Here is a 26,996-nt window from a genome sequence, read left to right on the forward strand (position 1 = left end):
AAATATAGGGTAATTTTAAGCAAAATTTCATATTATCTAGCCAGCCAGCTTTCTGGATTTTGTGCGGTAGCGCCTCTGTGAATCTGGAATCCCAGCTCCGGCACGCCATCGCTTGTTCCTGCTGTACCTATGGTTTGCTTAGTAGTAACCTTCTGTCCTTTACTTACACTCACACTTTGCAATCCTTCATAAACGGTAAAATACTCTCCGTGAATAATTACAATATAAAACTTACCAAATTGCTGAAAAACTGAACTTACCGTTCCATTGAAGACAGCTCTAACGGCAGCCCCCTCGCTGGTTTGAAACACCACGCCATTACGCATCGCGGTAGCTTGGTCAACTTTATAAGCGCCGAACCTTCCTGTAATATAGCCATTTGCCACAGGCGAAGGCAAACTCCCCCTATTGGCTTCAAAGGCATCAGACAGTTTAGCGGCCTCCGGTGTTGCCCTTAATGCTTCGCTAGCTGTTTTCGGTTTTGAAGCATTAGCAGTTGGAGAAGGTTTATTTTCTGCTTTAGCCTTAGCCTCTGCCAGTCTCTCCCGTTCTCTCGCTTCCTCTTCTGCCTTTTTTCTGGCCGCAGCAATTTCCCTAGCAATGGCAGCACTAATTTGTCTGTCAATAGAAGCTTGTTGCTGTCTTTTTTTGTTGATATCTTGCTGGAACTGTTTTTCTTGCTTGCTTAACTTATTTAATACAACCGTTTGCTCACTTCTATTTTTATCAAGCTTATTTTTCTCGCTCTCTTGCTCTTTTAACAAGCTACCTTTATTCTTAAGGTCCTTATCCAGCACCACAATTTGATTGCTCAACTGTCTTTCTGTACCCTGAATGTATGCGGCTTGTTTTTTACGGTATTGCCCAAATTGCTGTAGATATTTAATTCGCTTATAGGCTTGGTTAAAATCCTTCGCAGCAAAAATGAACATCATTTTATCGTAGGAGTTCTTATTGCGTTGCGCAAAGCGAATCATTCCGGCATATTCTTTCTTTAAATCGGCTAAACGGCCTTTCAAATTATGCACCTTATTGGTGTTTTCAGAAATTTGATGATCAAGGCTTTTCATCTCCGAATTGATTGTAGAAATCTTTTCTTGTCTTAGCCTAATTTGAGCTTTAATGGCGTTGATTTGGCCGAGGGTCAATTTCTTACCGCTTGATGCTTTGTTCAGATTTCTTTGGGCCAGCTCAATCTCTCTTTGTAAAGCTTCTTTTTTACGCTTTAGCTCTTTACTGGATTGTGCAAAAGCATTTACACAAAAAAACAGGGATACAACTAAAAGTAGGGCTTTGTTTAACTTCATTAACCAAAAGTATAAAAAAATTAATTGATTAGTTGAAAACTCTTTGGAACTGAAAAAGGGAACTCTACAGGAACATTGGCATCAATTTTTGTAAACTCAACGGCTACACTTATTTTTTTATTGCCTACAGCAGAGGTTATTTTTAAATTTGAGGGGAACAGCCCTTTGTTTATCGGAGTATATTTATCATATACGACCTTAAGTGCTTGTCCCGCTTCTGCATCATTCAAGTTTAGCTCGGCCGCTTTTAACAAGGTATTGAACAACGTTCGGTAAGCCAAGCCTTGTGCTGTACCACTTAAGATCCACACGCCCCCGTCTTGTTTCAAGTCCGATTTTTCTACCATAAACTCAGGGATGGTATTGCCCACAATAATAGACTGCAACCAACCAAAATTTACCTGTTGGTTAGTGTAATCGTGAATGTAAGATAAAGGCTTTCTCAGAATAGTTTTCTGCAACCTGTTCATCAATAACAAGCTGTCGGGTGTAATGATACCACGTGCAGCTTCAATAGCCCCGCCCAAGGCAGTAACGTTAAACCAGATGGTCTCGTTTTTTTTGATACGTATATTTAGTGTAACATTATTGGCATCGCCATTAATATCTAGCTCGGCCTTACCTTTTAATGACAGGGTATTGTATTGAAGTTCTTTTGTTAACAGCGTCGCCAGGTTTTCTGATTTTTTATCGGCAACGGTAGTCGTTTCTGCGGGTGGCGGAGCTTTTATAATTTCTTTCTTGGGCGCACAACTTACTGCCAATATTGTGCAGGTAATTAAAAAAAAGCTATTTAATATATTTTTTCTCATTTATCTTTCTGTTTAACTTCTCGGACTGATTTCCTGCAACTTTCGCTTTTTGCCATTGAACAAGGGCATTTTCCTTATCACCTTTTAAAAACAAAATATCACCGTAATGCTCTAAATAAACGGGATTTCCCCCTTCGTTGTTTTGTAACGCTTTTTCTATGTATTTCAGTGCATCATCTAACTTATTAAGTTTAAACAACACAATGGCATAAGTATCAAGAATAGATGAATTTTGAGGCATGGCCAGCGCTGCTTTCGAGGCCAGTTTTTCTGCCTTTGGCAAATCGTGATTACGCAAAGCTAAATAATAGGCGTAATTGCTTAAGGTCAAATAATTGTTTGGGGCTAAACCTACCGCTTTGTCAAAAGCTGCATCTGCCTCTTTTAACTTGCCCTGGTCAATCAATACTTCGGCTTGCAATGCCAAAATCATGGCCTTTAAATTAACATCTTCTGGTTCTAATTGTAGCGCATTTTTAAGTTCGAAACCAGCTTCGGCGTTTTGTCCGTTTCTGTGTAAAGCAAATGCACGATAATAATATAAAATTGCCTGATTGGGATAAATCGACAGGGCATCTTCTCCTGTTTTAATGGCTTCTTCATAATTGCCCATCAAGGTTTGCACGCCAAGTAATTTTTCCCAAGCAATATAAAGTTGCTCCGTGATTTTTACGGTGCCTTGGTATTGCTCTTTTGCACCTTGCAAATTTCCCTGTTGGTAAAGAATATCGCCATAAAGCAGCTTTACTTTGGGGTCATCCTTATGATCTTCCAAGGTAATGGCTCCAAGTTGTACTGCGCTTTTCGCCACTTGCGGATTGTTAAATCGAGGTAGCATTTGGCTCAAAATTTTCAGCTTAACGGGTAGAGGCATTTCTGCGCTTTCAAATGCTTCCTTTAATGAGGCTAAGGCTTCGTCTGTTTTTTTTAGGGAGTGATAAACATCGGCTAAGGCTAAATTGACTTCGTAATTATCGGATGCGATGGCCTTTGCTTTCAGTAAGGTAGTTAAAGCTTCATTGCTTTGGTTTTTCTCCAAAAGCACGCCGCTTAGCTCAAGATAATTTTTGACATCATTAGGATTATCACTAATGAGCTTATTTAAATCGCTACTGGTAGAAGTTTGAGTTTTAAAACGCTTTTTGGCAGCTGTTGAGGCTTTAGACACCCCAAATTTCTGCTCCAACAAGTCATAAGCCTTTTGCGACTCCTCTATCTTTCCTGCAATATATAACGCATTTGCCCTATCAAAATGGAAGCTTTCTGTTTCCGAATCCAATTGTATCAGCTTATCGAAAGTTTGTACCAACGCATCCATGTTACCGTTACGCTTATAGACTTCTGTTTGTAGTTTCAGATACCAGACATTATTAGGCTGTACGGCAAGTGCTTTTTTTATGGATACCTCTGCGTCCAACAACTTGTTTTGACGAATCTGCATGTTAGCGAGTTCAAAATAGGCTGCATCGTTATTCGGGTCGATTACTAAAACCTTTGAAAAATTGTTACTGGCGCTAACATAATTATCATTCAGTTTATCTTTCAGACCAGCAAAGAAAAGTTCCTTTATTGCGTTGCTATCCTTTACTGCAACCATATTTTGCTGTGCCAATGCAAAACTAAAGCAAGCAATTATTATCAATGCTATTAAAAGGATTCTCTTCATTCTTTATTTTTTTCCAGTGTGTCCATAACCACCTTCACCTCTATCGGTTACGCTTAGTTCATTGACTAATTGCCAATCTACCGTTTCGTGCTTGGCGATCACCATTTGGGCAATGCGCTCGCCGTTACTCACCTTGAACTCGGTATCAGACAAATTTACCAACAATACTTTTATTTCGCCACGGTAATCGGCATCAATGGTTCCTGGCGAGTTAAGCACCGTAATCCCATGTTTATAGGCTAATCCGCTTCTTGGTCTAATCTGTGCCTCATAGCCCACGGGAAGCTCGATAAACAAACCCGTTGGAATTAAAAAACGCTGTAAAGGTTTAATTATGATTTCTTCTGTTAAAGAAGCTCTTAAATCCATTCCCGCAGCATGCGCTGTTTCATATGCAGGCAAGGTATGGTTTGATTTATTAATGATCTTGATTTCCATTAGCTAGTATTCAGATATTAGTAGTTAGTATTTAGACTTGGTGTTTAATAGCAATCCTTTTAATTTTATGCTTTTGCTTCGCCTTTTTTGAAGAATCTTTTCAGCTCGTCCTTTTCCAAGAAATATACCACTCCCAGAAACAAGATCAACAAACCATTACCGATAAATATATTTCTATTGAATACAAAAAACGAGACAAATACAATTATCGTTGAGGAAACGAAATATAGTGCAATCCGCTTTAAGTTATAAGGAATTGGATAATACTTTTGGCCTAGTACGTAAGAGATAACCATCATTACAAAATAAGCAATCATACTTACCCATGCAGAGCCCATGTAGCTATACTTTGGAATAAGCACCAAGTTGAGCACAATGGTAATGACCGCTCCAAATACAGAAATGTAAAGTCCAAAACGGGTTTGATCTGAAAGACGGTACCAAATGGAAAGGTTCATGTAGATTCCTAAACAAACATACCCTAGCAATAGGTAAGGAACGGCCGGTAATCCAGCCCAATAATCAGCAAGATGTGCTTTATCCCTACTGATGAAATATTTCAAAATTTCGATATTGGCCACTAAGCCGATAAAAATAACCACCAGCGCAATTACAAAATAATGTAAGATAATAGCATAGGTCTGCTTCGCATTTTTATTTTTGGCAAAGCTGAAGAAAAAGGGTTCGGCCCCTAAACGAAATGCAGTATTGAAGATACTTAAGAAAACAGCTATTTTACACACTGCACCATAAACACCTACTTCACCATCTGCTATTTCTGGAGGAAGTAGTTTTTTAAGCACGATCTTATCCAAGTTTTCATTAATAATAAATGATAGGTTAGCTACCAAAATTGGCCAGCTATAACCCAACATATTGCTAAGCAAAGCTCGATCATACCTAAGCTGGAGCTTTAAAAACTCGGGCAGAAGATATAACAAAGTAGCGGCACTTGCCACCAAATTTGAAATGAATACATAACCTACCCATTGTTTACGGTACCATGAAGCTAACCACTCAGCACCTATCCATTGATGCTTAATGATAGCAGGAATAAGTAAGATAAACACTAGGTTAAGGCCAACAAACAAACCAATATTTAAGAACTTGGCAACACTATATCTAATTGGCCTTTCGTCGGCTCTTATTTTTGCAAAAGGGATTACGCAAATGGCATCGATAAATAATATCCACACAAAGAATTTCACATACCATTTGTAGTCTGCTACTTGACTAGCGTTAGCAGCAAAGTATTGTGCGATTTGAGTATTAAATGTAAGCCCAGTTACTAAAAATAGAATTCCGATAAAGGCAACACAAAAAAATGTGTTATTGTACACTTCCTGCTTTCTGTCTTCGTGTTTGTTAAGGTACCGGAAAAAAGTACTCTCCATACCAAAGGCCAATATTGCATTGATGATAGAGGCATTGGCATACATATTGGTAAAAATACCGTACACTCCCGCTGGATAAACCCTCGTATATATTGGGGTCAAGATAAAATTCAGCAAGCGCGACAATACTGTAGTAACGCCGTAAATTGCCGTTTGGCCAACAAATTTCTTTAATGCAGACAAGTTGATTTTAGATTTTAGATTTTAGATTTACGACTTTCTAAAACCGAGGTTTACATTTTCGACTATTACAATTGTAAATTAACTTTACCACAATAAGTTCTTTTTGATTACCACAAAGTTGGTGTAATGTTGCAATTCGCCGTCTTCAATCAGCACTTGTTCTACAACAGATTTTTCAGGTCCCTTACGGCACCATTCCACAAACATATCTAAGCTAATGGCATCTGCTTCTGCCTCAATAAGCACCGAGCCATCTTTTTCGTTCTTTACTTTCCCCTTCACGCCCATTTGGTCGGCAACGGCCTTAGTGCTTGCCCTAAAAAACACGCCCTGTACTTTGCCTATTACTTTTATATTGATATGCTTCATTTTTTGCTATAATCATTAGGGTGTAAAGATAAGGTGCAGTAATTTAACATGCCAATAATTTAACAATCGTGTTTGATTAAACCATCCAAGATATTTAAGGTCATTTAAGAGCAATAGCCAAAAACTAAGATGTCCTAAAATGTCTAAGGTGGTAAAAAAATTAAACCATTAAGAAATTAAGGTAATAAACCATTAGGCGTGCAACTTCATGTCTCTTCATACCTTAATGTTTAAGAATTAAATAACCACCTAAGACACCTAAGAGCAATAGCCAAAAACTAAAATGTTCTAAGGTGTCTAAGAAGGTAAAAAACTAAAACTCCAGTCCGCTAACCCTTTCCTTTTCCGCTAAAAATTCTTCCCAAATTTCATTAAGGATATCTGCTGCAGGTTTTATTTCGCTAAGCATGGCCGATACCTGCCCAATCTCCAATTCACCTTCATCCATATTCCCTTCAAACATTCCGAGTTTAGCCCTTGCCCTGCCTAGTAGCTCTGCAAGCTCTGCCGTACCAGCCCCATTAGCCTCCGCCTGCGCCACAGCATCCGAAAATTCATTTTGCAACAAACGTACGGGCACCAATTTTTTTAATCTTAATTTGGTATCCCCTTCTATCGAAGAAATGATTTTCTTCTTAAAATTAGCATGCGCCGATGATTCCTCCGCTATAGCAAAAGCAGAACCCACCTGCACTCCATCAGCCCCTAAGGCAAAAGCGGCCAACATTGCCCTGCCGCTCCCAATGCCTCCAGCAGCAATTACAGGGATATTTACCGCTTGTTTAATCATCGGAATTAAGCACAACGTAGTTGTCTCTTCCCTTCCGTTATGACCTCCGGCTTCAAAACCTTCCGCAACAATTGCATCCACGCCACTCTGTTGAGCCTTAAGCGCAAATTTGGTGTTGGCAATTACATGCACTACCGTCATTCCTTTTTCTTTAAGAAAGCTGGTCCATGTGGCAGGATTACCCGCCGAAGTAAAAACAATCTTCACTTGTTCTTCTACCAAAATATCCATGATTTCCTGAATATTTGGATAAAGCAAAGGCACATTAACGGCAAAAGGCTGTGTCGTTGCCTTTTTACATTTTTGAATATGCTCCCTTAATACATCGGGATACATAGACCCAGCACCAATAATGCCCAAACCGCCAGCATTGGAAACCGCAGCAGCCAAGCGCCAGCCGCTACACCAAATCATTCCGGCTTGTATAATTGGATATTTGATGCTAAATAATGAGTTGATTACATTAGCCATTAGATCAGTCGTTTTACTTGTTTAGACTTTATGATTTTCGATTCAGAAAGATCGACCAAATTCACTCCTGGTTTCTTGCCTATCTCGAAACTCCCAAATTGTTGCTCAATACCTAAAAATATTGCTCCGTTGATGGTTGCCCAATTTAGCAGTTCATCAAAAGCAATACGTGTACGCTGTTGTAAAGTCTGCATTTCTGCCAAGATTGATAACTGGTGATTGCTGGCCAAACTATCTGTTCCTAGGGTAACCTTTACTTGTGGCCGCATAAACAGGGTAACTTCTGGCAAATTATTTTCTATATACAAATTAGCATTAGGACAAAGGCACCAATACAAATCTTTATGCTGTGCCAAAGCAAAATCAACATCGGCTTGGCTGGTAAAAGTATTATGTACCAATAGCGTGCGATTAACCGGCATCTGCGGTAAATGATAACGAATAGCATTTTCGCCAGTACCATGGGCTTCAGTTTTTGGTACGCCCATGCGCTGATACATGGCTTCAAAATCGCCGGTTCCCCTTTCAAAAAATTCATTCTCGGCAGCAGTTTCCTGATTATGGATGCTTAAAATATCCTGTGGTCTGGTATTCTTTTCAATAAACTGAAAAAGTTCTGATGATACGGAGTAAGGTGCATGTGGCACCACAGAAGCATTAAGCGGCCAATAACCATCCCTTATTTTCACAGCCTCATCTATAATTGGCTGCGAAGGTCGGTTAAAACCAAATACCTCCACAAAAGTATGATAATAAATAGGGCTGTTTTGCTTCACCGTTTTGGAGAGTGACACATTCGAAATATCACCAACGGCAACAATGCCATTTTCATACATTTGCCTATCGGCATTCTCCATCGCAGCAATTACCACTTCATCATCAGCCGTACGTTGCGCTACAATTTCCCTAACAAATGCAGGCAAACCAGTTTGTTCCGATATTTTACCAAACAGGTGTGAAAGTTCCAAATGGCAGTGCGTATTTACAAAGCCAGGCACTAAAACCCCTTCAAACTTCTCTACGTTCTCAATTTTCCTTTCTGTGGCTTGTTCCTCTGTCAATATATCTAAAATTTCGCCTTCTGACGAAACTACCAGTACGCCGTTAGCAATAGGCCCGCTAGTTACGGGATATATCCAGTTTGCCGATAAGTATCTTTGCATGCTACAAATTAAAGGGAATAAGGCATAATACTAAAATTAAAAACTTTTTTGCTGCCTTTAGCTACAGCTTGTGGAGAAATTCCCCAAACCGTTTTTACACGCAAAAAACATAAACAACTCATTTATAGGTTTTTATTTTTTGGCACACCCAATGGCACCATTATGTATCATTAGTTGATGTAATTGAAAAATTGTAAAAACTATAAAAATTAATATTATGAAAAAGTTATTTGTAGCAGCTATCGTAGCATTCGCAGGATTTACCGCAGTTCAAGCCCAAGCATCAGTTAACAAAGTAGAAGTTGTTAGCGTACAAGATAGCGTTGTTAAAACACCTATTAAATTAGAAGAATTACCAGAAGCCATTAAAACTGTTCTACAAACAGACCCATATAAAGCATGGACTCCAACAGCAGCGTTCAGCGTGAAAGACGGTAGCAAATCATACTTCCAAGTTGATGTTAAAAAGGAAGAAGAAACTGCTTCTTTAAAATTCGATGCTGAAGGTAAACCAGTAGAATAAGCTTAAAACACATCGTTAAAACTAAATGGAAAGGCCAGATTTATTCTGGCTTTTCTTATTTTTGTATATGGCAGCAGTTTTAATTATTGAAGACGACACTACCTTTGCTCAAATTATTGAAGGCTTTTTAAGCAAGAACAATTATCAGGTCACCACAGTTAACAATGTAGCTAAAGCATTAAAACTGATTGCCCACGAAGATTTCCAGCTTTTATTAATTGATTACCGCCTACCTGATGGAACTGGCATTGACGTGCTGAACCACAGACGTGAAACTGGGTTGACTGTGCCTGCCATCATCATGACTTCTTTTAACGATGTGCGCACGGCGGTAAAATCTATCCAACTAGGGGCTGCCGATTATATTACCAAGCCTATTAATCCAGACGAACTGTTAATGGTCATCGGCAATGCACTTCAAAAAAAGGAAACGCCCAAAACTACTTCCAACAATAATTTTATTAGAGGGAAAAGCGAAGTGGCCAACAGATTATACCAACATATTGATTTGGTGGCCGGTACCGACATGTCGGTAATTATACAAGGCGAAAGTGGCACAGGAAAAGAATTTGCGGCAAGAACACTTCATCAACAAAGTAAGCGCAAAAACAAACCTTTTATTGCTATTGATTGCGGTGCACTATCGAAAGATTTAGCCGCAAGTGAATTATTTGGACACGTAAAAGGGGCCTTTACCGGTGCTGTTGCCGATAAAAAAGGCTCTTTTGAAGCTGCCAATGGAGGAACCATTTTTTTAGATGAAATTGGTAACCTTAGCTACGAAGTACAGGTAAAACTTTTACGAGCCTTACAGGAACGTGTAATACAACCATTGGGCAGCAACAAGCAAATTCCGGTTGATGTAAGGGTAATTACCGCTACCAACGATGACCTAGCCAACAGCATGAAAAACGGCGAGTTCAGGGAAGACCTTTACCATCGTTTAAATGAATTTAAAATACAATTACCTCCCCTGAGGGAACGAGGCATAGATTTAGAGCTCTTTATCGATTTATTTATAAAACTTTCCAACGAGGAATTAGATAGGAACGTTAAAGAGATTGATAAAGATACCCGATCACTCCTATTAAGATACGATTGGCCAGGCAACTTACGCGAACTCAAAAACGTAATCAAACGCATGGTGCTGCTTACCGCAGGTTCCTTAGCTACCGCAGATAGCTTACCGGACGAAATGAAGATTGCAGTATCTAACGAAATACCTCTGGACAATCCATCTGATTTAAAAGCTGTAAACGAGAGCAATGAAAGGGCGCTTATTACCGAAACCTTGGCCAAGGTAAAGTATAACAAATCTAAAGCGGCCAAATTACTCAACATAGACCGTAAAACGCTTTATGCTAAAATGGAGCGTTACGGGATTGATTAGTTTTGAAAAGCAATTGTACAGCTTCTATTATCAGAAAGCCCTTCTTTCCGCTATAGGCCGAAGCTCGCCTTGGAGCTGTCGCTTCAATAAGGTTTATTACACAAAACGAGTATACTTAGAATAAAAAGAACCTCTCCCTAACCCTTCAGAAAAATCGGAATACGCACCACTTGAAACGGCTAGGAAATTGGATTTTACTTCCTTTCAATGAAGATTTAGAAATTCTTACAGCACTCCAAAATGTTTTAAAGCATTCCAAATACCATCATTATCCACATCATCGGTAACATAATCGGCAATGGTTTTCACTTCAGGATTAGCATTGCCCATAGCTACGCCTATATTTACATGCTTGAGCATTTCAATATCATTACCCCCATCGCCAAAAGCCATAGTTTCTGCTAGATCAATACCAAAATGCTTACAGAAAACATCAACACCTATTTTTTTACTTTGTCCCTTCGGATTAACATCGGCAAACAAAGGTGTCCATCTAGATGCTACCGAGTTTGGCATTACTGCCGCCATAAAAGCCGCTTCCTGCTCGGGCCCCAAAAAGATATTGGTTTGCAATACCGAATTCACATCAACATTATCCAAATCTACCAAAGGAGGCACAGGTATATTCAAATGCGCATACATACCCGCAATTTCTGGCGTAACGTCATGAATGCTGATTTCTTTTTCCGACATGAAGGAAAAACTTATGGCATTTTCCTTTGTGTAATTTAGAATAGCTTGAATATCCGCAGCATCAATACATTTCTTAAACAGCACATCCCCTTGCGGCGCAACACAGTAGCCTCCATTAAAGGTGATAAATCCGTCAAAATTTAAATATTTGATATGGTCAATGCTATTAATTGAACGCCCAGTAGACAAAATGGTTTTAATTCCCTTGGCTTGCAACGCTGCTATAGCCTTCTCTGTTGATTCGGAAACTTGATGTGTTTTAAAACTTAACAATGTGCCGTCGATATCGAAAAAAACAGCTCTTACGGATGGATTTTGCATATCACAAATTTAGCAAAGCCAATAACGGCAAGCAAAAAGAACCCAAAATATAACATTGTATTAACTAATCTGAGTTGCCCAAATAATCCACATAGGATAAACTTTGTCAATCTTATAAACAGGTCGGGCTAAGATTGACAAAGTTGACGTGGCTACAAGGTTGAAATCAAGAAAAAGAATGAATCCTAAGTTTTACCGTTTCCAATAACGACTTCAGTTGCTGCATTAACGTGAGTACTTTGGCTTGCAATTGGTGATCAATTAACTCAACCCTTGCAATCTCCTGTTCAAGTTGTCTGAAATCGCCACCTAATTCTCTAGCTCCAATTTGAGAGATGCGGCCTGCCAACCGATGTACCACCAACCTTGCATGTGCCTGGTCTTGGTCATCAATAGCCTGTTGCAATAACTCTTGGTCATCTTCGCAATCTTGCATAAAACTGGCCAATATCTTGGTCATCATTGCTTGGTCGCCCATGGTCATTTTATGTAGTGAACTATCGTCAAAATCTACCTTTCGTATGGTATCAGCAGGCAATACAAAAAGTGACAATAAATCTTCGGCCTTAAATGGTTTAATAATAATCCCTTCAAACCCCTGATCTAACACTGCCTGCTGTTCATCAGGTAATACCTGTGCAGTAATGGCATAATATTTAACTTTATTTGGCAATTTTCTACGTAACTGATGATGTAGCTCAATACCCGTTACACCTTCCAAACGCATATCTAAAAATACATAAGATAAGTTTTGGTCTATTGGCTCAGACAGTATTGCTTGTGCAGTGCTAAAAACCTTGAAAGGAATTTGATGCGCAGAAAAAATCAACTCACATAAGTCCAAAATCAATTTGTCATCGTCCACAACCCACACGGTTTTAGTGTGGTCTATAACATCTTCATTTTCTAAACTTACAATTTCCGTTGGCATTTGAGCGGCTTTAAATTGAAGATAAACGACAAAAGAAGTCCCTTTTCCGAGTTTACTTTTGGCATTAATTCTTCCACCCTGCGCATCTATCAGTGTTTTTACAATGGCTAGCCCCAAACCTGTTCCATTTTGATTAATAGATTGATGATTGGGATTCCCGCCTTGCTCAAATTCCTTGAAAATTTTCTCTTGATCTTCCTCCGAAAAACCAATCCCAGTATCTTCTACCGTAAAATAGCAATGCAAGTTACCTTCATATGGCTTACAGTCTACCATTAGCTTCACATGGCCTTTTAATGTAAACTTGATAGCATTTCCCAGCAAATTGTACAACACTTGTTTTAGTCTAAAAGCATCTCCGTTCATCCAGTGCTGTTCCGAAAGATTAAAGTTCGTGATCAAACTAATGCCTTTATTTTCAGCAAGAGGCTTCACTGCATCAATCACTTCATCCAATAATTTCTTCAAATCAAAATCTTCCTTTTGAAAGCTAAATTCTCCCGAAGTGATCCGATTATAGTCTAGTACCTCATTTACAATTTGAAGTAGATGAACAGAAGAGCGATGAATGGCTTCCACGTGCTTTCTATCAGGATTTTCTTGTTTGGATATAAATTCTGCATAACCCAAAATGGCTTGCAAGGGCGTTCTAATTTCGTGGCTCATGTTAGAAAGAAAGCGCTGCTTTGCCCTACCATGATACTCGGCCTCTTCTTTTGCTTTTTCTAGTGCCAGCCTATATTTGTTGTTTTTGGTAATATCTGCTAAAATAAGCGAGCCTAAAATCAAGGTAATTACAAAAAAGGCAATAATGATGACTTTGATTTGAAATACCCCTTCGTTAACAATTCCTTTTGCTTGCTCGCCATTCAGGTCAATTTGCATCAGCGCCTCGGCCTCTACTTCACGAAGTACATTGAGCATTTGTTTGGTCAGGGCACTACTTGAACTGGCTAGCTCGGCCTCCCTCTTTAGGAAACGGTTACTTTTCTCCCGCTGCTCGGTTTCGATGGTCTTTAACGTAGTCTCTACATTTTGGATCACACTATCCTGTGCCTGCGGATTGAGCGTGTCTCTTTTTACCTTATATTCTTCACTGATGATTTTATAAACATCTGCCTTTTTTTTGCCAAATAACCTAGCGAGAAATCCTCTTGACTTTTGTTCCTCTTCTGGCGCTACCGTAGTGGTTGATGTAGATGTTTGAGTGGTAAAAACTGCACTATCAGCCTCTCGGGTACGTTGTACAAATAACTCATTCAGCTTTTCTACTTCTTCCGAAAACGACTGGGTATTCACCAAATTCTCCTTTACTTCCAAATAAAGCAAGAATTGCTTATCCCTATCTTTTAGTAGGTTTTTCAAGGTTTTAATACGCTTCAACTGCTCCTCGTCGTTAACATACAATGTAGTTAAAGTATCAAGTGTTCTGCGAAGCTTTTGAGTTGCGGCAAAAAAACTAACATTATTTTTCGGCTCCCGCTGCAACTGATCTAGAGATGCAATTTGATGCGAGAGCTTGTTCACAATCCGCAGTTTATCATTAGGCGCTGATATTTTTTCTACGGTTACCAATATTTCACCAAACACAAATCTACTTACGCCCCACGCCAATAACAGGGCTAGACCAGCAAACAGGAAACCGATTACAACCTTTCCTTTGGTAGCTGTAAAAAATCGTTTTTGGGATTGAGCTGCTGATTTGATAGCCATATATTAAGATTAACCACAAAACACGCACCGAAAGTGTTTTAACTATTTAAAAAAATTGTAACAATTCCCATCAATTATTAATTCAACAAAGGTTGTGAGCCAAGTGTTCTGCTTTTATATTTGTGTTATGAACAGAATAGATCGGCTTTTTGGAATCCTTATTTTACTGCAATCTAAGAAGCATGTAAGTGCCGAAACCATTGCCGACAGATTTGAGATTAGTGTACGTACGGTTTACCGTGATGTTAAAGCATTGGCCGAACAGGGTGTACCTCTTAGTTTCGAACCCAACAAGGGTTATTATATTGTACAGGGCTATTTCCTGCCTCCCGTTTCCTTCAATACCGATGAAGCTGGAGCATTACTTATGATGGAACGCTTTTTAGAGGGCTTTGCCGACAAATCCATCAAACAACATTACCACAGTGCTTTGGACAAGGTAAAAAACGTGCTGAAAAGCAACCAAAAAGAAGTTCTGGAAAGCCTTAACCAAAATATCAAACTACAACTACCAGAGCGATTAAAGAATGACTTTGAATATCTTGCACAGCTGCAAAATGCCATTAGCGCCAAACATTGCATTATTATTGGTTATAAAAATAATAAAGAGGAAGTTAGCAAAAGAGAGATTGAACCTATTGGCCTGATCTTTTATGCTTTTGGTTGGCATTTGATTGCATGGTGCCACTTGCGCAACGAGTACCGCGACTTTAGGGTAGACAGGATAAAAGATATCCTGAACCGTTGCGAACCTTTCAAGAAAGAAAAACACATGCCCTTGGAGGAATATATGAAGTTCCTTCCTGTGGATTTTTAAACTCGAAAAAAATAATTTTAATAAAAAAAACACGCTGCCATAGGGTTGTCAGTAGCAGGTCTCAATTTTGTTTAACAAAACAATTTAGACATGAATATTATCAATCAATTGAAAGAAGAGTTGGCAAACGAAACTGCAACCACCCTTAAATTTTTAGCTTTGATCCCTTTCGAAAAATCAGACTGGGCACCACATGAAAAAAGCATGAAAATGTTAGATCTTGCGACTCACATTGCTGATTTGAGCAGCTGGCCAAAGCTAGGTATTGAAACAGAAGAACTTGATTTTGCTACCGCACCTTACAATCCAGCAAAAGCCGAAAATAACGAACAACTTATCGCCTTAATGGAGAAAAACACGCAAGAGAGTTTGGATAGCCTTTCCACCTTGAGCGAAGCAGATTTGGACAAGCCTTGGGTGTTGCGTACTGGCGAGCAAATCCATGCCGAAATGACCAAATATGGCATCATTCGAGTATCGCTTAACCAAATCACCCATCACAGAGCACAATTAGGCGTGTATCTACGTTTGTTAGATATTCCAATCCCGGGATCTTATGGGCCAAGTGCAGATGAACTGGGTTTCTGATGAATTGACAAGAATAATCACTTGCGAAGTTTATAATTGAACTTCGCAAGGCTATTTATGAGCATATCCCAATTAGAATTGGTTAATTTGCATTTCAATACCAACTCTAATCATGGAACTTACCACACGTTTAAATAAATACATTAGCGAAAGCGGACTCTGCTCAAGGCGAGAAGCCGATAAATTTATCGAGTTGGGCCAAGTATTTATCAACGGTAAGCGAGCCAAGGTAGGAGACAAAGTGGCCATTGGCGACTTGGTAAGCGTTAACGGACAAAAAATTGCTGCTCGCGAAGCAGAAAATATAATCATCATTGCTTACAATAAGCCCGTAGGTGTAACCAGTACTACTGAGGCTGGAGTTAAAGATAATATTGTAGAACACGTCAACCATAGTGAGCGAGTTTTTCCAATTGGCAGGTTAGATAAAGATTCACAGGGCCTGATTTTCTTAACCAACAATGGTGATTTGGTCAATAAAATCCTTAGAGCTGGTAACAATCACGAGAAAGAATACATCGTAACGGTAAATAAACCGGTTACCCAACAATTTATACAGGATATGAGCAGTGGTGTTCCTATTCTCGGTGTAATGACCAAAAAATGCAAGGTAAAAAAGGAAGGCAGTAATGTCTTTAAAATCACCCTTATTCAAGGACTTAACAGACAGATACGCCGCATGTGTGAATATTTTGGTTATGAGGTAACCAAACTAGAGCGCGTACGCATTATGAACATTTCCCTCAAGGGGTTGCCCATTGGCGATTGGCGTGAGCTAGACGAAAAGGAACAAACAGACCTCTACAAATTATTAGCGGATTCAAGTTCGGAAACCTCTAAGCCACAAAAACAACCCGTTACAAAACCACAAAAAAGCTTTAACAAGGCAAAACCGAACCATACAAGCGCAAATGCAGACCGAAGATCCAGGTCTAGTTCTTCGAAACCTGGGAACAAGCCCAATAACAAAAATACCAAAGGAGGTTTTTCCAAATCGAAACCCGGCAACTTTAGTTCAAAGGGAAAAAGACGATAAAAAACGATATTTTCAGCTGCTTTTTCCTCGAATTGCTTTAAAAAACCGGCTATTTTCATTATATTAGCCAGAAACCTCAACAAGCAATCTATGGACGCACTGAACAATCTTGAACCCTTACTTAGGGTATTTTGGTATTTAGCAATACCCGTAAGCCTTGTCTTTATCATTCAAACCATCATGACTTTTATAGGTGCCGATTCGGGAGATGGCATCGATGCTGACTTTGATGGAGACTTAGACAACGCTCATGCACCTTTCCAACTTTTTTCTTTTAGGAACCTTATTAACTTTTTATTGGGTTTTAGCTGGACAGGGATTTCATTTTATGGCCTAATTAGCAATAAGCCCCTGCTTCTTATCCTTTCCGTAGTAATAGGCGTAGCTTTTATCCTGATTTTCTTCGCCATTATCAGACAAATACAAAAGCTGGCCGAAGATAATTCCTTTAAAATTGAGTCATTGCTGCACAGGAGTGGTTCGGTTTACCTACGTATCCCTGAAAAAAGAACTGGAATGGGCAAAATTCAGGTAAGCATTAATGGTTCCTTTAGGGAAGTTGATGCCATTACCAATGAGGAGCAAATAGCCAGTGGCTCCGCCATCAAAATCATAAAAATAGAAAGTAACAACTTAGTACTCGTAGAAAAAATATAACATGGAAAACCTCTTACAATCGCCTATCACCATTGTTTTAATTGCCGTTATCGTTGTATTCGTAACGCTATCAGCGTTGCTGGCCAGATACAAGCGCTGTCCTTCCGACAAAATTTTAGTTATCTATGGAAAAACTGGTGGCACTTCTGCCAAATGTATCCACGGTGGTGGTGCCTTTATTTGGCCAGTAATCCAAGATTTTGCTTATCTAGATCTAAAGCCAATCTCTATTGAAGCCAACCTGGTAAATGCCTTAAGTAGACAAAATATCCGCGTTGATGTCCCTTGTAGATTTACCATTGCCATTTCTACCGAAGCGGACAGCATGAACAATGCGGCCGAGCGCTTATTAGGCTTAGCTCCTGGCGATATCCAAGAACTTTCAAAAGACATTTTATTTGGTCAACTACGCTTGGTCATTGCAACCATGACTATTGAAGAAATTAACTCAGACCGTGATAAATTTTTAGATAACATTTCTAAAAACGTAGATACCGAGCTGAAGAAAATAGGCCTGAAACTCATCAACGTAAACGTAACTGACATCAAAGATGAATCGGGTTATATTGAAGCTTTAGGAAAGGAGGCTGCTGCAAAAGCGATTAATGAAGCCATCATTAGCGTTGCCGAGCAAACCAAAATTGGAGAAACTGGTAAGGCCATTGCTGATAGAGAAAAAGACGTTCAAATTGCAGAGACACAACGTGAACGCGATGTAAAAATCGCTATCACACAGAAAGATAGGGAAATCAGCATTGCCTCTGCATTTAAAGATGAAGCCATTGGTAAGGCAGAAGCCGAAAGAGATACTCGTATCAAAACTTCGGAAGCTAACGCTATTGCCGTAAAAGGAGAAAATGAGGCCAAAATAGAAATTGCAAGTTCTGATGCCTTGCGTAGAGAAAAAGAAGCTGAAGCATTGAAAATTGCAGTAGCAGCAGAAAAAGTACAACAGGCAAAAGCATTGGAAGCGTCTTATTTAGCCGAACAAAAAGCTGAGGAAGCCCGCTCTGATAGAGAAAGAGCCACTCAAATTGCCAACATTGTAGTACCTGCCGAAATTGCTAAACAAAAAGCAATCATTCAGGCACAGGCTGATGCAGAAACCATTAGGGAAAATGCTAAAGGTGAAGCCGATGCGATTTACGCCAAAATGGAAGCCGAAGCGAAAGGTTTGTTCGAAATATTGACCAAACAAGCAGAGGGCTATCGTGAAGTAGTAGCGGCAGCAGGTGGTGACCCAACCAAGGCCTTCCAACTATTGTTGATTGAGAAGTTACCAGAATTGGTTAAAACACAAGTTGAAGCCGTTAAGAACATCAAAATTGATAAAATTACGGTTTGGGATTCAGGTAATGGAACAGGTGAAAATGGCACCGGCTCTACCGCAAACTTTGTTTCGGGCATGATGAAAACTGTACCACCTTTGAACGATTTATTTAACATGGCTGGTTTAAACTTGCCAACCTATTTAAAGGGTGAAGATAAAGACGCAGAAATTACGCCAAGCATTGATACAAACAGTACCAATCCTAAAGCATAAAATTTAATAAACGTACCTTTTTGAGGCTTCGGAATTAGATTTTCGAAGCCTCAATCTTTTTAAGTACCTTTGTAGCCTCATGCAGAGCACAAAAAAAATAGACATCAGAGCACTTAGTCCAGAACAGTTAGCCCAACATTTTAAGGATATGGGCGAACCTGCGTTTAGGGCCAAACAAGTTTATCAGTGGCTTTGGGAAAAATCTGCACGTAGTTTCGAGGAAATGAGCAATCTTTCAAAAGATTTGCGCAAAAAACTTGATGATGGCTATACCATCAATACGGTTGAAATCAGCAATGCGCAATTCAGCAACGACCATACCATCAAAAATGCTTTTAGATTATATGATGGCAACATTGTGGAAGGTGTCTTAATTCCAACTGAAGATCGAATGACAGCTTGCGTAAGTTCACAAGTGGGCTGTAGTTTAACCTGTAAATTTTGTGCCACAGGCTATATGGAGCGTAAGCGCAACTTAAATGCAGACGAGATTTACGACCAAGTGGTTTTAATTGATCAGCAAGCCAAGCAGAACTACAATATCCCCCTTACCAACATTGTGTATATGGGCATGGGCGAGCCTTTACTGAACTACGCCAATGTACTTAAATCTATAGAACGCATTACTGCTCCAGATGGTTTGAATATGTCCTATAAGAGGATTACGGTATCTACCGCAGGTATTGCCAAAATGATTAAAAAACTGGGCGATGATGGTGTAAAATTCAACTTGGCACTTTCTCTTCATGCGGCTAATGACGAGAAACGCCATGAAATTATGCCTATTACCGAGCATAATTCATTAACTGCCTTAGCAGAAGCGCTGAAATACTATTTCCAAAAAACCAAAAATCCAGTTACCTACGAGTATATTGTTTTTAACAACTTTAACGACGAGATACAAGATGCCATGGAACTGGCCAGATTCTGTAAGCACGTTCCTTGCAAAGTGAACATTATCGAATACAACCCTATCCAGTTTGCAGATTTCATTAATGCCGAAGGCGATAAAATTGATGCTTTTGCAGCCTATCTTCGCAAGCAGGGAATCACCACCAATATCAGAAGGAGTCGCGGTAAGGATATTGATGCCGCCTGCGGACAATTGGCAGTAAAGGAAAAGGGTTAAAGCATACTTTCAATTAATTTCTTGAGCCCTGGAGATGACGGCGATGGCGCATCCAATACCAATACCTCCCCTTTATTATTCAAAATCATATATCTAGGGATAGTTGTAACGACCAATTCTTCGTCAAGAAACTTTCTGGTCTTTCCCGATAGATAATAGCTGTTTATTTGCCCTAGTTTTTGACTCTGTTGCTTCCAATACTTATCATTAAAATCGTACGAGAGGAAAACATAACTAACCGATTTACCTTCCAGCTCCTTTGCCAGCTTTAAAGCAGCAGGCATATCTTCCATACACGGAACGCACCAAGTGGCCCATATATCAAAAACAATCAACTTACTATTAGCGTACTTCCCATAATTAAAACTCAAACCACTCACATCAAAAGCGTTAACCTCTAGCTTTTTAATATATTTTTCTTTCAGTTTCTCCAATTGCTCTGCACGCTTGGCAAAATACAAGCCATACCAGCTCTTCCTATATTTCCTATCCGCCTTGTTGTATAACAGCTGATAGAGTGCTAGATTATTTTTTAAATCTAATCTTTCTGAAAGCAAGTACATGGAAACATAACTATTTGGGTTATTGGCTATAAAACCTCTAGTTACTTTATTATGAGATGTTTTATTCAATTGCTCTTGAAATCTTAGAGAATCCGTATACAATGTATACAACGAATCGTTTTTAGCTGAAGAAGCATTGTCTTGCTTTTTACTGAGGGCGTTAAATTTTGCTTGATTATTTTCTCTATCCTTTTTAAGTAAGGATTGATAACGACTATAATCGATTTGGTTTTTAGATGAAGTAACAACCAAAAACTTATCCATATCATATAAATCCTTCATGGAATTAGCCTTTATTGTAAAACTACTATTATTTTGATCATCAGTAAACAGCCTTAACGTAGGGTTATTATAAATTGGTACATGTTTGATAAATCTATCAGGTTTTGGATTATGGAAAGAAATATAGAAAAGCCTGTTATTTGGCACCTTAATTACAGCATCTAGTCTTCCTTGTTTAATGGTGTTATTCCGTAAAATTTTATCATCGAGCCAAAATTTCACTAAAACCTCATCTTGATTTTTGAACTCCACTGCTACGGTCACAAAGTTTTCTTGATTACATGACGCAAATGACATGGTATATACAAAAAAGATTATGTACCTTATTTTTTTCATTATTTAATAATGCCTAAGATGAGCTGGAACCAAATAATTCCAGCTCACAAGAGTAAATAAAATTACCAATTACATCTTGACGGATCAGTAGTTATTCCATGACCACCTAATCCAGCACACTCCAAAGATGCGGAATCACAATCCATAGGTCCTACGTAGTAAGCGCCATCCCAAGTGCAACAAGTATAATCTCCATACGGGTTAGTCGGTCCACAATTTTCATTATGGGATGGTTGGACAGCTCCTCCCATCACCTTTTTCATCTCAGTTCTAGTTAATTGATTTAATTTGTTCATTTTCCCTATAAATTTGGATGTTTAAGTTTTGCAGGCCTTCCACGCTGGCCTGCTTACGGCGGTGGCAATATACGTTGGCACTCGTTTCTAAGGCAGTGTCGCTTGCAATCGTGCTGCCTTATTTCAACTAGTTGTTCCTAAAATTAATAAAGCTCTATTTGCTTTTAAATTTTTTTGTGAATAAATTTATTCATCTAACTAACTGAATTTCTAACGACCCAACCTACCAACACCTATGCAAAATCTAAAAAAAATGTCCAGAGCGGAAATGAAAACCATCTATGGCCAAAGCTGGGATTATATTCGACGCTATAGGGATGAACAATGTCTATCCCAAGAATATATGGCGTCAAAACTAGGCATTAGCCAAAGTACTTATCAAAAAATAGAAAACGGAAAAATCAATATCACGAAGGAACGTTTAATTGAAATTGCGAATATTCTTGGTAAAGAAATCGAGCATTTCCAATCAAGCCAACGAAATGGACTAGGCGTTGATGAGGTCGAAGCGTTAAAAGAAATTATTGCTTTACAAGCTAAAGAAATACGAGAGCTTAAAATTGTATTGGGTCAGCAATAGTGATTATTTCCAATCTATATTAGCAATCTTAAGATGTTTACCTTAAAACATTATATCGAAGACCTCATCAATCTCTTATTTCCAGAACTGTGTTATGGTTGTGGAAATTTGTTATACCACGGGGAAAAGGATATTTGTACCGCTTGCCTTTATGATTTACCCTATACTGATTATCACCTTCATGCAAATAATCTATTAGCCAAACAGTTTTGGGGACGTTTGCCCCTAGAAACTGCAATGGCGATGCTCTATTTTAAAAAAGGAACAAAAGTTCAAAACCTGTTACATGGCTTAAAGTATAAAAACCAAACCAATATTGGAATCCGTTTAGGAAAGTTATTGGCGCAAAGACTTTCAGAAAGTCAATTATATGTAGATATTGATGTTATTGTCCCAGTTCCACTTCATCAAAAGAAACTTAGGCTAAGAGGTTACAATCAAAGTGAGTATATTGCAAAAGGTTTGGCCGAGGAGCTTGGCATTCCAATGGATACCAAGAGCTTAATGAGAAATAAAGCGACCGAAAGCCAGACCAAAAAAGCAAGATATACCCGTTACGAGAATATGCAAGATGTTTTTTGCGTTAACGATACGGAAGGGCTTGCCAATAAGCATATTCTGCTAGTTGACGATGTAGTAACTACTGGAGCTACCTTGGAAGCTAGTGGAAATATATTGATGAACCACGGGGTTAAAAAATTAAGTATTGCAGCTATAGCATTTGCAGAACAATGAAACACAATTATCTACTTCTTTTACTAGCAACGCTTACTTTGTCTTTTGCGGCTTGCAATAAAGACGAAGATATTACTTTTGACCCTAATGCAAAGCTTAATTTCTCTACAGATAGTGTATTATTTGATACCGTATTTACTTCTGTTGGCTCCACAGTACGAAGATTCAAAGTGTTCAACTATAATGAAAAAGCGATTAACATAGATGATATTAAAGTAGGTGGGGGAGCAAATTCACCTTTTAGTATCAATGTAAATGGCAAGCAAATGGTTCAAGGGAGAAATGTAAAAATCAACGGGAAAGATTCTATCAATATTTTGGTGAAGGTAATGGTCAACCCAACTACCCAAAACCAGCCTTTCATTGTAGAAGACTCCATCATGATGTTCTTTAATGGAAAGAAAGAGAAAATTCCACTGGTTGCTTATGGACAAAATGCCAATTTCCTTAAAAATGCCACCATTAATAGTAATACCACATGGGACAGCAAACTGCCCTACATTATTTATAACTCTTTGACCATACCTGAAAATGTTACATTAAACATTGCAGCGGGCAGCAGAATATTCTTCCATAACGGTTCTACGATGAACATTAAGGGAACATTAACTGCAATGGGCACTCCAAAGGACACCATTTTGTTTGCTAGTGATAGAACAGAACGCATATACGAAGAAGAGCCCGGTCAATGGAATGGCTTGCATTTCTATGGTAGTAGCAAGAACTCAGTAATCAATCATGCTACCATTAAAAATGGCATTGCGGGTATTACAGTCGATTCTCTTTCATCAAACAGCAACCCTAAATTGGTATTAGCCAATACTGTAGTTAAAAACATGCAAGTAGTGGGATTTTTGGGCTATCATACCCAATTGGTCGCTTATAACAATCTCTTCTACAATTGTGGCCAATATTTAGTTTATGGTATTGGAGGCGGCACCTACGATTTGGCCCAAAATACTTTTGCAGCTTACAATTACAATTTTGCCCGACGAACCCCAGCGGTCTTTCTTTCTGACTTTATTAGCACCAGCGAATTTGCTTCCTTAAATGCAACCTTAACCAATAACATTATTTGGGGAAGTTTGGAAGACGAACTTACTGTAGAAAAGAAATCTAGTGCCGTTTCGGCGATTGAAGTTAAAAGCAATCTCATCAAAAGCAGCCAGCAAATCTATACCAATAACGGCAATTTGATTAATGCTGATCCATTGTTCATTAATTCGAGACAAGGCAATTTTAGGATTAACGATACCAGTCCTGTAAAAAACAAAGGAATTGTCTTACTGACTCATCCCTATTTTTCAACCTATCTATCAAAAGACATCCTAGGAAAAGAAAGATTATTTCCTTCTGAATTAGGCTGTTATGAAAAAAATTGATTTTTTTTCTTTTTTAAAAAACTTTTCGACCCTAGTTCTCGTTTATTATATCGAGAGCGTTAATTTAGATGGTAAGGGTCGATAGTTCCATTCGGGATATCGGCCCTTTACTTTTAGGATAAATAGCGGGCCAACACTTTCTTAATCTCGCTGGGATTGAAAGGTTTCAACACGTGTCCATTCATGCCACTTTCCTTGAATTTATTTTCCTCGTCGTGCAACGTAGAGGCTGTTAGCGCTACTATTGGTAGATTTTTATAATAAGCATCATCCATTTCCCTGATGATGATAGTTGTCTCAAATCCATTGATTCCAGGCATTTTGATATCCATAAACACTAGATCATATTTGTTTTGAGTAATGGCTTCAATGGCTTTATAACCGTCAGAGGCAAAATCAATATTCAAGCCCCATTTCATTAAAATACGTTTGGCAATGAGGGTGTTGATTTCATTATCATCAACTACCAGCACTCGCTTCCCTTCAAAAATTACAGCCTTAGATTGCTCTGGTAATTCAGTTAGCGATGATTTTTTAAAATTAATAACGAATGAAAAGGTGGTACCTTCTCCCTCAACACTATCAACTTTTATATCGGCACCGTGTAGTTTCAATAACTTTTTAGTGATGGCCAAACCAAGTCCGGTGCCTCCGTATTTTCTTGAGATGTCCGCTTTTGCTTGTGTAAAGGTTTCAAAAATGTAATCCTTTTTATCAGATGGAATACCGATACCATTGTCACGAACTTCAAAATAAACCTCCAATTCTCCCACATTATCCGTTAGCACTTTAACAGACAGCTCTACTTTACCATTGGTGGTAAATTTGATAGCATTGCCCAACAAATTCATCAATACTTGATAAAGTCTAGTTTTATCGGCCAATACCAGTACTGGCACCTGATGGTCAAAATTCAGGCTCAATACATTGCGCTGTTTACTTGCATTTACTTGTAACGAACTAATAATATCATTACAAAGATTGTGAAGATTAACTGGTAAAAATTCCAAATTCAGATTTCCAGTTTCTATTTTGGTGAAATCAAGTACATCGTTAATGATATTCAACAAATTTTCACTGGAAAACTTGAGAATATTCAAATCTTCTGTTTGTGAAGGTTTAGGATCATTTTCAATCAATAAATGAGTCATACCAATGATCGCATTCAAAGGCGTACGTATTTCATGGCTCATTACCGACAAGAACATTTCTTTGGCTTCGCTAAGTTGTAATGCTTGTTCTTTCGCAAATAAAATATCTCGCTCGGCCTGCTTACGTTCAGTAATATCCGCAATAAGTTCAATATAGCGTTCTACAACACCTTTATCATTAAGGATAGGCGTATTGGAAACCGATAACCAAATGGATGTGCCGTCTTTTTTCTGTGCAAGTACTTCAATAGAGAAAGACTTTTTATGCTCAGATGCTTTTCTTGCTTCTAATATTACCCGTCTATCTGTTTCATCAGTTGAGAGCACATCTCCCAACATTTTACCAGCCAATTCTTGGGCAGAATAGCCAATTAATTGTTCTAATGCATCGTTTACCCAAGTAATCTCTCCCTTTTGATTACAAATAGTTACTCCTGTATGGGTTTTACTGGCAACAGTCGACAAGACCTCAACTTCCTGTTCTGCCTTTTTCTTCTCGGTAACATCAATAATGATCTCTATCTCAGTTTCCACCTCACCGTCTGCACTTAAGATAATAGTGCTGTAAATAGATAACCAAATTTTCGTTTTATCTTTCCGATAAGCAAGAATATCAACTGTAAACGATTTTTTTTCACTTGTCAGTTTTCTCGCATTTTCAATCACAGACCAATCGGTTTCTGGTCCTCTAATTAAATCGCCAAGTGGCTTGCCTTGAATATCCTCGAGCGTAAAACCTGTAATTTCCGTAAAGGCGTCATTAGCCCAACTTACTCGATTATAATCATCGCTAATCACCACCCCATTGTTTACTTTGCTGGCAACGAAGGATAAATGAGTAAGTTCTATATCTAATCGTTTCTTTTCGGTAATGTCACGGCCATAACTGTACCAATTCTCATCTTTTGAGACCATACTCCAGCTTAGCCATTTTACCTGCTTTTCTTTATCTACAATTCTAAAGTCTAAGAAAAATTGCTTGTTACCGTGTTTTAACCCTTCTTCAATATGGCTAGCTATCCTTAAAATATCTTCTTTATAGCAAAAACTCCACATGCTTTTCCCTAGTACTTCCTGAGGGCTGTAACCCAACATAGCTTGAACTGCTTGATTCACAAACATGATATCGCCTTCTCTATTCAAAATACAATGAATTTCTGGCGAGGCCTGAAACACGTTAACAAAACCCTCTGCACGCTTTGTTTGAGCAACTAATTGAAGGTTTTTTCTACGTAAGGCAAGTTGGGCAATAATTTGAACGGAAAGTGTCTGTAATGCTTCAATTTGCTGGGGAGTTAGCTGTCTTTCACAGTCATCTACAATGCACAGACATCCTAAAGGAAAACCCTCCGCATCAACTAATGGGACACTGGCATAAAAGACTAAGTTTTCTTGCGAATGCAACAAAGGGTTGCCAATGAAGTCATCATTAACTCGAATGTCTTCTGCAACATAAAAGTCCTGATACATCGAATATTGACAGATGCTGTCACTTCTTTTAAATATACGTTCCTTTGTGATAAGGCCATAAGATGCTTTAAAAACAATAGTGTCTTTCGCAACAAAGCTGATGTAGGCTTTTTTTACCGAAGTGATTTGAGCGGCGAGCTTAACTAGATTATCAAGCTCGTTTTCAAGGCCTTCTCCAAGTACGTCATATGAATAAAGGGCAGCCAAACGCTGCTCTTCCAGATTTTGACTTGGAGAAGGGACTTGTAGCATATTTGGATAACTGAT

At 38.7% G+C, this 26,996-nt stretch carries 23 protein-coding genes; 11 read left to right on the forward strand and 12 right to left on the reverse strand.

All coding sequences use genetic code 11. The features are described 5' to 3' along the window. Nucleotides 1-32: 32 nt before the first annotated feature. The 8 genes from ABDV71_RS00165 to ABDV71_RS00200 form a co-directional block, all read right to left on the reverse strand. Nucleotides 33-1,307, reverse strand: coding sequence for a peptidoglycan DD-metalloendopeptidase family protein (locus ABDV71_RS00165; protein WP_343530365.1), 1,275 nt, complete (start codon nt 1,305-1,307; stop codon nt 33-35). Nucleotides 1,308-1,327: 20 nt separating this feature from the next. Further along, entirely contained in the window at nt 1,328-2,119 is a 792-nt protein-coding gene (locus ABDV71_RS00170; protein ID WP_343530366.1) for a DUF4292 domain-containing protein, read from the reverse strand. Continuing rightward, entirely contained in the window at nt 2,097-3,785 is a 1,689-nt protein-coding gene (locus ABDV71_RS00175) for a tetratricopeptide repeat protein (RefSeq protein ID WP_343530367.1), read from the reverse strand. The genes ABDV71_RS00170 and ABDV71_RS00175 overlap by 23 nt, the downstream gene beginning before the upstream one ends. Nucleotides 3,786-3,788: 3 nt before the next feature. Further along, nucleotides 3,789-4,223: a dUTP diphosphatase gene (gene dut, locus ABDV71_RS00180; protein WP_343530368.1), complete on the reverse strand. Its 435-nt coding sequence runs from the start codon at nt 4,221-4,223 to the stop codon at nt 3,789-3,791. A 65-nt stretch (nt 4,224-4,288) separates the two neighbouring features. Next, nucleotides 4,289-5,800 carry a polysaccharide biosynthesis C-terminal domain-containing protein gene (locus ABDV71_RS00185; RefSeq protein ID WP_343530369.1) on the reverse strand — a complete coding sequence of 504 codons (1,512 nt, stop codon included), beginning with the start codon at nt 5,798-5,800 and terminating at the stop codon, nt 4,289-4,291. Nucleotides 5,801-5,884: 84 nt separating this feature from the next. Next, on the reverse strand, nt 5,885-6,169 hold the full coding sequence (locus tag ABDV71_RS00190; protein WP_343530370.1) for an acylphosphatase: 285 nt from the start codon (nt 6,167-6,169) through the stop codon (nt 5,885-5,887). Between the two features lie 313 nt (nt 6,170-6,482). Further along, a complete protein-coding gene (locus ABDV71_RS00195) occupies nt 6,483-7,430 on the reverse strand; it encodes a nitronate monooxygenase (RefSeq protein ID WP_343530371.1) in 948 nt (315 codons plus the stop codon). Beyond that, a complete protein-coding gene (locus ABDV71_RS00200) occupies nt 7,430-8,593 on the reverse strand; it encodes an amidohydrolase family protein (protein ID WP_343530372.1) in 1,164 nt (387 codons plus the stop codon). Before ABDV71_RS00200 ends, ABDV71_RS00195 begins: the two co-directional genes overlap by 1 nt. A gap of 217 nt (nt 8,594-8,810) precedes the next feature. Between ABDV71_RS00200 and ABDV71_RS00205 the strand changes: the two genes are divergently transcribed. Both ABDV71_RS00205 and ABDV71_RS00210 read left to right on the forward strand, forming a co-directional pair. Continuing rightward, entirely contained in the window at nt 8,811-9,116 is a 306-nt protein-coding gene (locus ABDV71_RS00205) for a hypothetical protein (protein WP_113664060.1), read from the forward strand. Between the two features lie 67 nt (nt 9,117-9,183). Next, complete coding sequence (locus ABDV71_RS00210) at nt 9,184-10,506, forward strand: sigma-54 dependent transcriptional regulator (RefSeq protein ID WP_343530373.1); 1,323 nt, start codon at nt 9,184-9,186, stop codon at nt 10,504-10,506. Nucleotides 10,507-10,731: 225 nt separating this feature from the next. Here the strand turns inward: ABDV71_RS00210 and ABDV71_RS00215 are convergent, their stop codons facing one another. After that, nucleotides 10,732-11,520, reverse strand: coding sequence for a Cof-type HAD-IIB family hydrolase (locus ABDV71_RS00215; protein ID WP_343530374.1), 789 nt, complete (start codon nt 11,518-11,520; stop codon nt 10,732-10,734). A gap of 166 nt (nt 11,521-11,686) precedes the next feature. Continuing rightward, nucleotides 11,687-14,164 (reverse strand): ATP-binding protein, encoded by a 2,478-nt coding sequence (locus tag ABDV71_RS00220; RefSeq protein ID WP_343530375.1) that lies wholly within the window; start codon nt 14,162-14,164, stop codon nt 11,687-11,689. A 127-nt stretch (nt 14,165-14,291) separates the two neighbouring features. Between ABDV71_RS00220 and ABDV71_RS00225 the strand changes: the two genes are divergently transcribed. The 6 genes from ABDV71_RS00225 to rlmN all read left to right on the forward strand — a co-directional run bounded on the left by ABDV71_RS00225 (nt 14,292) and on the right by rlmN (nt 19,934). After that, entirely contained in the window at nt 14,292-14,981 is a 690-nt protein-coding gene (locus ABDV71_RS00225) for a YafY family protein (RefSeq protein ID WP_343530376.1), read from the forward strand. Nucleotides 14,982-15,071: 90 nt separating this feature from the next. Continuing rightward, nucleotides 15,072-15,569, forward strand: a complete 498-nt coding sequence (locus ABDV71_RS00230) for a DinB family protein (RefSeq protein ID WP_343530377.1) — start codon at nt 15,072-15,074, stop codon at nt 15,567-15,569. A 112-nt stretch (nt 15,570-15,681) separates the two neighbouring features. Further along, a complete protein-coding gene (gene rluF, locus ABDV71_RS00235; protein ID WP_343530378.1) occupies nt 15,682-16,605 on the forward strand; it encodes a 23S rRNA pseudouridine(2604) synthase RluF in 924 nt (307 codons plus the stop codon). A gap of 90 nt (nt 16,606-16,695) precedes the next feature. Next, nucleotides 16,696-17,262, forward strand: a complete 567-nt coding sequence (locus ABDV71_RS00240) for a hypothetical protein (protein ID WP_343530379.1) — start codon at nt 16,696-16,698, stop codon at nt 17,260-17,262. A gap of 1 nt (nt 17,263) precedes the next feature. After that, nucleotides 17,264-18,805: an SPFH domain-containing protein gene (locus ABDV71_RS00245; RefSeq protein ID WP_343530380.1), complete on the forward strand. Its 1,542-nt coding sequence runs from the start codon at nt 17,264-17,266 to the stop codon at nt 18,803-18,805. A gap of 79 nt (nt 18,806-18,884) precedes the next feature. After that, nucleotides 18,885-19,934, forward strand: coding sequence for a 23S rRNA (adenine(2503)-C(2))-methyltransferase RlmN (rlmN, locus tag ABDV71_RS00250; RefSeq protein WP_343530381.1), 1,050 nt, complete (start codon nt 18,885-18,887; stop codon nt 19,932-19,934). Here the strand turns inward: rlmN and ABDV71_RS00255 are convergent. Continuing rightward, the gene (locus tag ABDV71_RS00255; protein ID WP_343530382.1) at nt 19,931-21,115 is read right to left on the reverse strand and encodes a thioredoxin-like domain-containing protein; all 1,185 of its coding nucleotides are present in this window, start codon (nt 21,113-21,115) and stop codon (nt 19,931-19,933) included. The genes rlmN and ABDV71_RS00255 overlap by 4 nt on opposite strands. A 549-nt stretch (nt 21,116-21,664) precedes the next feature. Here ABDV71_RS00255 and ABDV71_RS00260 point away from each other — a divergent pair. From ABDV71_RS00260 to ABDV71_RS00270, 3 genes are read left to right on the forward strand one after another with little or no spacing between them, the layout of a single operon-like run. Further along, the gene (locus ABDV71_RS00260; RefSeq protein ID WP_343530383.1) at nt 21,665-21,991 is read left to right on the forward strand and encodes a helix-turn-helix transcriptional regulator; all 327 of its coding nucleotides are present in this window, start codon (nt 21,665-21,667) and stop codon (nt 21,989-21,991) included. Nucleotides 21,992-22,024: 33 nt separating this feature from the next. Next, entirely contained in the window at nt 22,025-22,726 is a 702-nt protein-coding gene (locus ABDV71_RS00265; RefSeq protein WP_343530384.1) for a ComF family protein, read from the forward strand. Beyond that, the gene (locus tag ABDV71_RS00270) at nt 22,723-24,108 is read left to right on the forward strand and encodes a hypothetical protein (RefSeq protein WP_343530385.1); all 1,386 of its coding nucleotides are present in this window, start codon (nt 22,723-22,725) and stop codon (nt 24,106-24,108) included. Before ABDV71_RS00265 ends, ABDV71_RS00270 begins: the two co-directional genes overlap by 4 nt. A 113-nt stretch (nt 24,109-24,221) precedes the next feature. On the opposite strand, the gene ABDV71_RS00275 is transcribed toward ABDV71_RS00270, so the two are convergent. Continuing rightward, nucleotides 24,222-26,981: a PAS domain S-box protein gene (locus ABDV71_RS00275; RefSeq protein WP_343530386.1), complete on the reverse strand. Its 2,760-nt coding sequence runs from the start codon at nt 26,979-26,981 to the stop codon at nt 24,222-24,224. Nucleotides 26,982-26,996 lie beyond the last annotated feature (15 nt).

The sequence above is a fragment of the Pedobacter sp. genome (genome assembly GCF_039594775.1).
Taxonomy (GTDB): domain Bacteria; phylum Bacteroidota; class Bacteroidia; order Sphingobacteriales; family Sphingobacteriaceae; genus Pedobacter.

Coding starts and splice junctions, on each gene's coding strand:
- ABDV71_RS00255 (WP_343530382.1), bottom strand. CDS start 21,115: ATGAAAAAAATAAGGTACATAATCTTTTTTGTATATACCATGTCATTT.
- ABDV71_RS00265 (WP_343530384.1), top strand. CDS start 22,025: ATGTTTACCTTAAAACATTATATCGAAGACCTCATCAATCTCTTATTT.
- ABDV71_RS00205 (WP_113664060.1), top strand. CDS start 8,811: ATGAAAAAGTTATTTGTAGCAGCTATCGTAGCATTCGCAGGATTTACC.
- dut (WP_343530368.1), bottom strand. CDS start 4,223: ATGGAAATCAAGATCATTAATAAATCAAACCATACCTTGCCTGCATAT.
- rlmN (WP_343530381.1), top strand. CDS start 18,885: ATGCAGAGCACAAAAAAAATAGACATCAGAGCACTTAGTCCAGAACAG.
- ABDV71_RS00225 (WP_343530376.1), top strand. CDS start 14,292: ATGAACAGAATAGATCGGCTTTTTGGAATCCTTATTTTACTGCAATCT.
- ABDV71_RS00190 (WP_343530370.1), bottom strand. CDS start 6,169: ATGAAGCATATCAATATAAAAGTAATAGGCAAAGTACAGGGCGTGTTT.
- ABDV71_RS00175 (WP_343530367.1), bottom strand. CDS start 3,785: ATGAAGAGAATCCTTTTAATAGCATTGATAATAATTGCTTGCTTTAGT.
- ABDV71_RS00200 (WP_343530372.1), bottom strand. CDS start 8,593: ATGCAAAGATACTTATCGGCAAACTGGATATATCCCGTAACTAGCGGG.
- ABDV71_RS00165 (WP_343530365.1), bottom strand. CDS start 1,307: ATGAAGTTAAACAAAGCCCTACTTTTAGTTGTATCCCTGTTTTTTTGT.
- ABDV71_RS00245 (WP_343530380.1), top strand. CDS start 17,264: ATGGAAAACCTCTTACAATCGCCTATCACCATTGTTTTAATTGCCGTT.
- ABDV71_RS00275 (WP_343530386.1), bottom strand. CDS start 26,981: ATGCTACAAGTCCCTTCTCCAAGTCAAAATCTGGAAGAGCAGCGTTTG.
- ABDV71_RS00230 (WP_343530377.1), top strand. CDS start 15,072: ATGAATATTATCAATCAATTGAAAGAAGAGTTGGCAAACGAAACTGCA.
- ABDV71_RS00260 (WP_343530383.1), top strand. CDS start 21,665: ATGTCCAGAGCGGAAATGAAAACCATCTATGGCCAAAGCTGGGATTAT.
- ABDV71_RS00170 (WP_343530366.1), bottom strand. CDS start 2,119: ATGAGAAAAAATATATTAAATAGCTTTTTTTTAATTACCTGCACAATA.
- ABDV71_RS00270 (WP_343530385.1), top strand. CDS start 22,723: ATGAAACACAATTATCTACTTCTTTTACTAGCAACGCTTACTTTGTCT.
- ABDV71_RS00240 (WP_343530379.1), top strand. CDS start 16,696: ATGGACGCACTGAACAATCTTGAACCCTTACTTAGGGTATTTTGGTAT.
- ABDV71_RS00210 (WP_343530373.1), top strand. CDS start 9,184: ATGGCAGCAGTTTTAATTATTGAAGACGACACTACCTTTGCTCAAATT.
- rluF (WP_343530378.1), top strand. CDS start 15,682: ATGGAACTTACCACACGTTTAAATAAATACATTAGCGAAAGCGGACTC.
- ABDV71_RS00195 (WP_343530371.1), bottom strand. CDS start 7,430: ATGGCTAATGTAATCAACTCATTATTTAGCATCAAATATCCAATTATA.
- ABDV71_RS00220 (WP_343530375.1), bottom strand. CDS start 14,164: ATGGCTATCAAATCAGCAGCTCAATCCCAAAAACGATTTTTTACAGCT.
- ABDV71_RS00215 (WP_343530374.1), bottom strand. CDS start 11,520: ATGCAAAATCCATCCGTAAGAGCTGTTTTTTTCGATATCGACGGCACA.